Source organism: Nonomuraea sp. NPDC049709 (assembly GCF_040674815.1).
Lineage (GTDB): Bacteria > Actinomycetota > Actinomycetes > Streptosporangiales > Streptosporangiaceae > Nonomuraea.
Window position 1 is genome coordinate 22,251 of record NZ_JBFANM010000117.1, and the last position, 7,005, is coordinate 29,255.

Consider the following 7,005-nt stretch of genomic DNA (forward strand, 5'->3'; position numbering starts at 1 on the left):
CAGCTGTCCGGCCAGTGCGAGGCGGACCACGCCCCGGTCGCCCGCTGCCGGCCGGCCCCCCCCCCCCCCCCCCCGCGGCCGCGACCAGCCGCGGAACGGTGATCGCCCGCCTGCGCGGTGCACGCATCCCGTCGAGCAGCCGCTGCCGTGCCCCGGCGAGTTGCTCGGGGGTCGCGGGCGGGATCGACCGCCACATCGTCGTCAGCTCGTCCATCGTCATTCTCCTTCTCGAAGTGCTTCACGGATCTGCCGGCGGGCCCGATTGAGTCGCGAGGCGACCGTGCCCGCGGGGATGGCGAGCGCCTCGGCGACCTCCCGGTAGTTCAGCTCGGCCCACGCCACGAGCAGCAGCACGTCCCGGTCGGCCGGCTTGAGTGCCAGCAGGGCCCGAGCCAGCGGCCGGTTGACGGCCAGCGTGTTGACGCCGTCCTCGACCGCCGTGGCCGCGGCCGGATGCACGCCGCTGCGGATATAGGCGCGGTACAGGGTCGTCTCCGCGCGGCGCCGCTTGCCGATGAGGTTGGAGGCGATGCCGTACAGCCAGGGCCGCGCGTCTGTGCGGGTCCTGTCGTACTCGGCCCGGTGCTGGAAGGCGGCCAGGAAGGCGTCGGCCACCACGTCCTCGGCCTCGGCGGGGCCCAGGCGCCTGGCCGCGTAACGGTGCAGGAGCGGCGCGTGCCGGTCGAAGAGGACGGCGAACACGTCCGGCTCGTGTAACGACCGCCCGATCACGCTGGCGTCGTCGGCCTCGACGATCTCGCTATGGATGATCATGTATGGGAGCCTTTCTCGGCGTGCCCGGTCATGTGTCATTACCGCCCGGGCCCGAAAAGCTTCACACCCGGGAGTGGCCGAGAAAACCGCCCGCTGCCACGCACCGCCGAGGCTCGCGAGCGTGCCGAGCCCTGGGGTTGGCCGCGGATCAGCGGGGCCCGCCGTCCTCGACGCGGAACACCACCCGGTGGCGGTCAGCCCTTGACGGTGAGCAGGGGGCGCAACTCGGCCACCGGGTCCGCCACCCCGCCCGCGTGCAGGCTCGACACCACGGGCCCGATGTCCTTGTACGCCCACGGAGCTTCCTGCTTGAGGTCGCGCCGCCAGGCCGCCATCACGTCCGTGCGGCGCGCCACGGTCGGATCGCGGTGGTCCAGCGGCGTGACCACGCGGAAATCCCGCAGGAACGCGTCAAGGTCACGGTCGCCGGCCCGTGCGGTGGCGCCGCGCGGGACGCGCCGTCCGGCTCCATGGCAGGCGCTGGCCAGCGTGCGGGCGTTGCCGTGACCGCGCAGCAGGTAGCTGGACGATCCCATCGACCCGGGCACGATCACGGGTTCGCCCCACATCGCGTACGGGCCGCCGGTCATCTGCTCGTGACCACCCGCAGGCGTCGCGCTTTTGCGGTGGACGACGCGGTCCCCGTCCTGCCAGAGCAGGTTGTGCGGCGCGTCGTACACCAGCCGCGCCGTCATCTGACCGCATTCGGCGGCGAGCCCGGCCCGCATGGTGAGGGCGAGGAAGAACCGGTTGCCTGAGGCGAAGTTGGCGGCGTTGCCGAACGCGTCCAGGTACCGTCGTCGGGCGGCGGCCGTACGCTCGTCCAGCAGGAACGGCAGGAGCTGGTTGCGGGGGCGCGACAATCCCGGCGGCCAGGTCCGGCGCAGCCGATCCAGCGCCGTGGCGTTGGCCTGGTGCCCCAGTGACAGCGAACCACTGTGCACCATCAGGACGACCGCGCCCTCTGCCAGGCCCCACGCGTACGCGGCGGCGGGGTCGTGGACCCGTGCCACGTACTGCAGCTCGGCGAAGTGGTTGCCACCGCCGATGCTGCCGATGAGGCTGTCGTGGCTGGCGGCCGCGGTGCCGCCCGCGCTGGTGATCCAGTCGGCGAACGCCGCGGCGGTGCCGGTCGGGTGCGCCGGAGCGTGCGTGCGGTCCAGGCAGTCCTCGGCATCGGTCGGCTGGTGACCCTGCCAGGGGGCGTCGCCGGTGAGCAAGAGCCCCGGGAGCCCGTCGCGCAGGAGGGCCTCCCGCTGGGCGGGGGTGAGGGCGATGCGGCGGCCTCCCTCGAAGAACAGGTGCCGCAGCCGCCGTTCCAGGGCGTCCAGGCGGGGCCGTACCTGCTCCACGGTGAGCGAGGTGACCTCCAGCCGCATGCCGCAGTTGACGTCGTTGCCGACCGCCTGCGGGAGCAGTGCGCCCTCGGTCTCGATGACCGTGCCGATCGGGATGCCCGCTCCCTTGTGGAAGTCGGGGGTGAGGACGAGACGGATCAGGCGGGGCGGCGGGCCGTCGTGGCCGGGCACGGCCTCGGCGAGGCGGGCGAGGGTGTCGGCGGTCTCCAGGACCGACAGCACTTCGTCGACGGCCGCCGGTTCGAGGGGGACGCGCTCGTCGGCGCAAATGTCGACGGGGACGTTCCAGGGGTTCGGGAGAGTGAGCCACTGCTCGTCATGACGGACGAGACGGCGATCCTGACGGATACGCATGATGGTGAAGTCCTTGGGCTGCTGAAAAGAACTGCAAGAAGGTGGCGCGGTTGAGAGCGCGCCACAGAGGACGACGGAACAGGACCGTCGCCACAGGCCTCGTGGGTCAGCAGCCGCGAGGTGAAAACGTGTCTCACCATAGTGAGGCACGCTCCACCCCGCCACGGATTTACGGCGCAGCGGCGCCCATCGCAAGGTGGTTCTCTCTCAGGTGGATGCTGCGGGATCCAGCACGCCCCCTTCGTCGACCTGCCCGCTGTCAGGAGGAGGAAAGCCAGACCTGCTCATCGGCGGAGACACAGCGCGTGTCGCCGGTGGAGTCCGTGTCGCAGCTCCAGGTGCTCCCGTCGGCTTCGACGGTGAACGGCACCTTGCTGTCGAGCAGGTCGACTTCCGTGCTGTAGGCGTCGGAGACTTTCGCCGCCGTGGTGCAGGCCTCGTCCTTCTCCCGGGTGGTCGCGATGGTCAGGCTCTGGTTGCTGGAGCCGCGCTCGCAGGAGATGAACTGCTGCGGCACGGGCTCGGCGCCGGCCTGGGCGGCCGGGAACAGTCCGGCGATGGCCGCGGCCGCCAGGGTCAGACCGATTCGGATCATCACCCTCACCCCCGAACGTCGTGGTCTGGTCTGTCACCAGCATGGGCCGGACAACGGTCAGCGCAGGGCAACGCCACGATGAAGAACGACTCTGCCGTTCCTGCCGGACGCACCGCTCATGCGCATTCCAGATGCCCCGTCAGGTTTGGATCGCCGTTGCGGGGGTCGGGCTTTTCCAGGGCCGGGCGCAGTCCTCGGCCCGCCATGACCCGCCGCGGGGGCGGGCCGGGCGACCCTGGAGGTGTCCGGACCACGCGGCATGGGAGGACACATGGTTGCGATCATCAGACACGGCGTCGCGGCTTTGGTCGCGGCGGGAACGCTCACCGCCGGCGCGGCGGCTCAGGCAGAGCAGAACTGCGGCCGATCCCCGGACGGGGCGATCGTCGAGGCGGAGATGGACGGCGAACGAGCCGAGGCCTGCGAGACCGCCATGGACGTGGCGGTCGCCTACCAGAACAACTTCCCGTCATCCGGGGCCCTGTCGGTCGACCCCGTGGACTTCACCGTGCAGGTGGATGGAGCTCCGTGGGAGTGCATGGTCGTGCAGACTGTGCGGGACGTCAAACCCCGCGGCCAATGTGTCCATCCGTCCGGTGACACCGTCAACCTCTACGGCTGACTCCAACCGGCCCGCCGAGCCTTTCCGGCACGGCGGCAGCCCGCAGCGCTTGTCCAGGTCCGACAGCGAGGGCACCTCGCCCGGCCGAGCGGGCGTGCGGCCCGCTCGGCCGCCGGTGCTGAAGCTCCCGGCGGCCCAACCTGCGCCGACATCCCGCCGGTGGACGGCAGACGCGGGAACGGGCAGGCCGGCGTAGCCGTTGAGGCGGCGTTCGGGTCGGCCATGGGGTTGTACGCGAGTCAACGGGGTCAGCGGCACGATGGCGCCATTGACACCGGTCCCCGCCTCAGCGGGACGATCGACAACCACATAGGCTGATCCATCCGCCCGGAGATCCGTTGATGGCTGTCCTCTCCGCCATGTAGTCGTCGTTCGAGGCCAGAACGGGGCTGGTCTTCCCTGCGTTCTTCGCCGAGGCGCGCCCCGCGATGCTCGTGCTCGCCGCCGCTGGGCGACAGCGGCACGTCAGGCTCGTGCCGGCAGGCGGCGGCAGGCGGCGGCCACGCGTGCGCGCGCCGGCGTTCGGAGCAGCTGCATCGAACCGATTCGATACCAGGCTGGGCCGCGGTGCGCGCTTGCGTCAAAGCCGCTGTCTGCGCTGCTCGTGGGCGGCGGCGAGGATCAGATAGGCGCTGGCCGTCCAGGTGTAGGCGCGGTCGCGGAGCCCTTCGCCGGTACGGGCGTCGAAGTTCTCGGCGAACCCGGACCGCTCGCAGAGCTTGCGGAAGCGGGCGCTGATCTCGTCGGCCAGCGCGGTGTGGCCCGCGCGGCGCAGGCCGTCCTCGATGAGAACGGTTGAAGGCGCCCAGATCGGCCCGCGCCAGTAGCCGTCGTCCTGGTAGTGCTCCGACGACGGGTGCTCGGTGGCGGGCCCGAAGGCGGTCAGGTGCTCCTGGACTCGTGCGGCGAGCGCCGTGTGCACGGCCTCGGGGAGTTCGTCGCCGAGCACGATCGGCATGAGGTCGAGCAGGCTGGCACTGGCCCAGCTCTGTCCGGAGCGCGCGCTGCGGGCGACGAACCGCTCCCCCGTCCACAACTCGGCGAGCAGCGCGTCGCGCATCCGGTCGGCGGCGGCGGACCAGTGGGCCGCCGTGGCCGGATCCGGGGCGCGGCGGGCCAGCTCGCGCATCTGGAGCACGAGGAAGGCGGCCAGGTCGGCGGTCTCGACGACGCGCTCGGGGTCGAAGGTGGTGGCGTTGTCCCAGCCGCTGTCGTTGCCGTGCTGGTAGTGCGGCAGCTCGTGGCCGGGGACCCGGCGGGCATCCAGCCAGAAGGCGGTCCAGCGTTCCAGGAGCCGGTAGACCTCCTCCGGCTCGGCCGCCGGAGGGAGGTGGCGCAGGGTCCAGCCGTGGATGGGGGGTTTGACGAAGTTGTAGAGGATCTCGGAGTGGGTGACGGAGTCGGGCAGCGCTCCGGCGGCGTCCTGGTGGTCGAAGGGCAGGTGGAACTGGTCCCACGCCATCTCGGGCAGCCCGCCGCCCAGGGCGATGGCGTTGAAGCAGTGGTCCCAGCTCCACACCTTGTCCATCCAGTGCTTGGACATCAGCACGGCGGGCCGGGTGACGAACCCGGCGGGCCGTACGGTGGCCGACCACAGGACGTAGGCGGCCAGGTCGGCGGCGGGGGTGGCGTCGCTGCGCCAGGGGGCGACCACCGCGGCGAAGGTGTCGAACTCGGCGCGCGCCGCTTTGACCACCTGCTCGAAGGTGTCGGTGCCCGCATAGGGCGTGCGCGCGGTCTCGTACTCCTCGACGGCGATCTCCCAGTCGCCCGTCAGCTTGAGGCCGCGGTCGGCGGTGCCGAGCGCCTCCACGCCGAGAGCTTCCGCCTGTCCGCTGAGCACGGTGATCCGGTAGCGGCGTCCGGTCTGGTAGAGGGTGAAGACGTACGATCCGTCGACGGGATCGTGGTAGAAGTACGGGCCGCTGAACGGTGTCAGCACGAGGTCGGCGGCCAGCAGCCGCAGGCCGAGTCCCCGGCCGCGCAGCCGTACGGTGTCGGCGTTGTCATAGGCGAGGTCGACGCGTCCGTCGTCGCGGCTCCAGGTGAGCTGGTGCGGCGTGGCGCTGATGGTGCTCTCGGCGTCAGGGACCAGGCGCAGGATCGCGTGCATGCCGCTCTGGTGGGAGACCAGATGTACGTCCTCGGCGTGGGTGTGCTTGGCGATCACGGGCGAGAAGCCGAACCAGGAGCCGCGATAGCTGAACGGGATGTCTCGCAGGGAGAACACCGGGCCTGAGGCGGCGACGGTCATGAAACGAGGTCCCTTCTTAGTCTTTGACAGCGCCAGCGGTGACGCCGGCGGCGACGTATCGCTGGGCGATGACGAGCAGGATGGTGGCGGGAATGGAGGCGATCACGGCGGTGGCCATGATGGCGTTCCACTCCTGGTTGTTGTTGCCGATGTAGTGGTAGATGCCGAGGGTGATGGGCTGGTGGTCGCCGCCCTGGTCGAGGGTGGAGGCGAAGATGAAGTCCGACCACGCCCACAGGAACGCGAACAGCGAGACGGTGATGAGGGAGTTGCGGGAGACGGGCAGCACGATCGAGACGAAGGTGCGCACCACCCCGGCGCCGTCGGTGCGCGCCGCCTGCAGCAGCTCCTCGGGGATGCCGGACATGAACGTGGTGAGGATCAGTACCGCGAACGGCACCGCGAGGGTGGAGTCGGCCACGATCAGCCCGGGGACGGTGTTGAGCACGCCGGTGGTGAGGAAGATGGCGTAGAAGCCCATCGCCATGATGATCCCGGGGATCATCTGGGCGATCAGCAGCACGAAGCTCAGCGCCCCGCCCCCGCGCGGGCGCAGCTTGGCCAGCGAGTACGCGGCCGGCGCGGCGAGCAGCAGCGTCAAAGCCACCGTGCCGAGCCCGACCACCAGGCTCGTGCCCAGGTAGGGCAGCTGCTCCTCCAGCACCGCCCGGTAACCGTCCAGCGTGCCGTTGACGGGGAACCAGTTGGGCGGGCTCTTGCGCATGTCCTGGTCGCGGGTGAACGACACGTTGATCATCCAGTAGACCGGGAACAGCATCACGGCGGTCAGCACCAGCCCGACCGCGGTCTTGAGATGTCTCACGCCAGAGCCTGCCTTCGCTGCGCGCGGATGTAGATCAGCCCGAACACCAGGGCCATCACGATCAGCAGGTTGCCCACCGCGGCGCCGGGGCCGAAGGAGGGCACCAGGTTGCCGAACCCGAGCCGGTAGGACCAGGTGGCGAACGTGGTCGAGGCCCCGCTCGGCCCGCCCTTGGTCATGATCCAGATGATGTCGAACACCTTCAGCGTGTAGACCAGGCCGAGC

6 protein-coding genes and 1 pseudogene are annotated in these 7,005 nt (G+C 70.7%); 1 reads left to right on the forward strand and 6 read right to left on the reverse strand.

Annotated features, from left to right (window positions below; translation table 11 throughout):
* Nucleotides 1–216: 216 nt before the first annotated feature.
* From AB0J69_RS56590 to AB0J69_RS56600, 3 genes are all read right to left on the reverse strand, one after another.
* Nucleotides 217–774: an RNA polymerase sigma factor gene (locus AB0J69_RS56590; RefSeq protein ID WP_364136656.1), complete on the reverse strand. Its 558-nt coding sequence runs from the start codon at nucleotides 772–774 to the stop codon at nucleotides 217–219.
* Nucleotides 775–968: 194 nt separating this feature from the next.
* Entirely contained in the window at nucleotides 969–2,486 is a 1,518-nt protein-coding gene (locus tag AB0J69_RS56595; protein WP_364136658.1) for an RtcB family protein, read from the reverse strand.
* Nucleotides 2,487–2,745: 259 nt separating this feature from the next.
* Nucleotides 2,746–3,081 carry a hypothetical protein gene (locus AB0J69_RS56600; protein ID WP_364136660.1) on the reverse strand — a complete coding sequence of 112 codons (336 nt, stop codon included), beginning with the start codon at nucleotides 3,079–3,081 and terminating at the stop codon, nucleotides 2,746–2,748.
* Nucleotides 3,082–3,352: 271 nt separating this feature from the next.
* On the opposite strand from AB0J69_RS56600, the gene AB0J69_RS56605 reads away from it, so the two are divergent.
* Entirely contained in the window at nucleotides 3,353–3,703 is a 351-nt protein-coding gene (locus AB0J69_RS56605; RefSeq protein WP_364136662.1) for a hypothetical protein, read from the forward strand.
* Between the two features lie 580 nt (nucleotides 3,704–4,283).
* Here AB0J69_RS56605 and AB0J69_RS56610 read toward each other — a convergent pair.
* The 3 genes and pseudogenes from AB0J69_RS56610 to AB0J69_RS56620 all read right to left on the reverse strand — a co-directional run.
* A complete protein-coding gene (locus AB0J69_RS56610; RefSeq protein WP_364136664.1) occupies nucleotides 4,284–5,957 on the reverse strand; it encodes a trehalase family glycosidase in 1,674 nt (557 codons plus the stop codon).
* 16 nt (nucleotides 5,958–5,973) lie between these two features.
* Complete coding sequence (locus tag AB0J69_RS56615; protein WP_364136666.1) at nucleotides 5,974–6,780, reverse strand: carbohydrate ABC transporter permease; 807 nt, start codon at nucleotides 6,778–6,780, stop codon at nucleotides 5,974–5,976.
* A pseudogene (locus AB0J69_RS56620) lies at nucleotides 6,777–7,005 on the reverse strand (sugar ABC transporter permease); the annotation flags it as partial. The pseudogene AB0J69_RS56620 and the gene AB0J69_RS56615, both read right to left, overlap by 4 nt.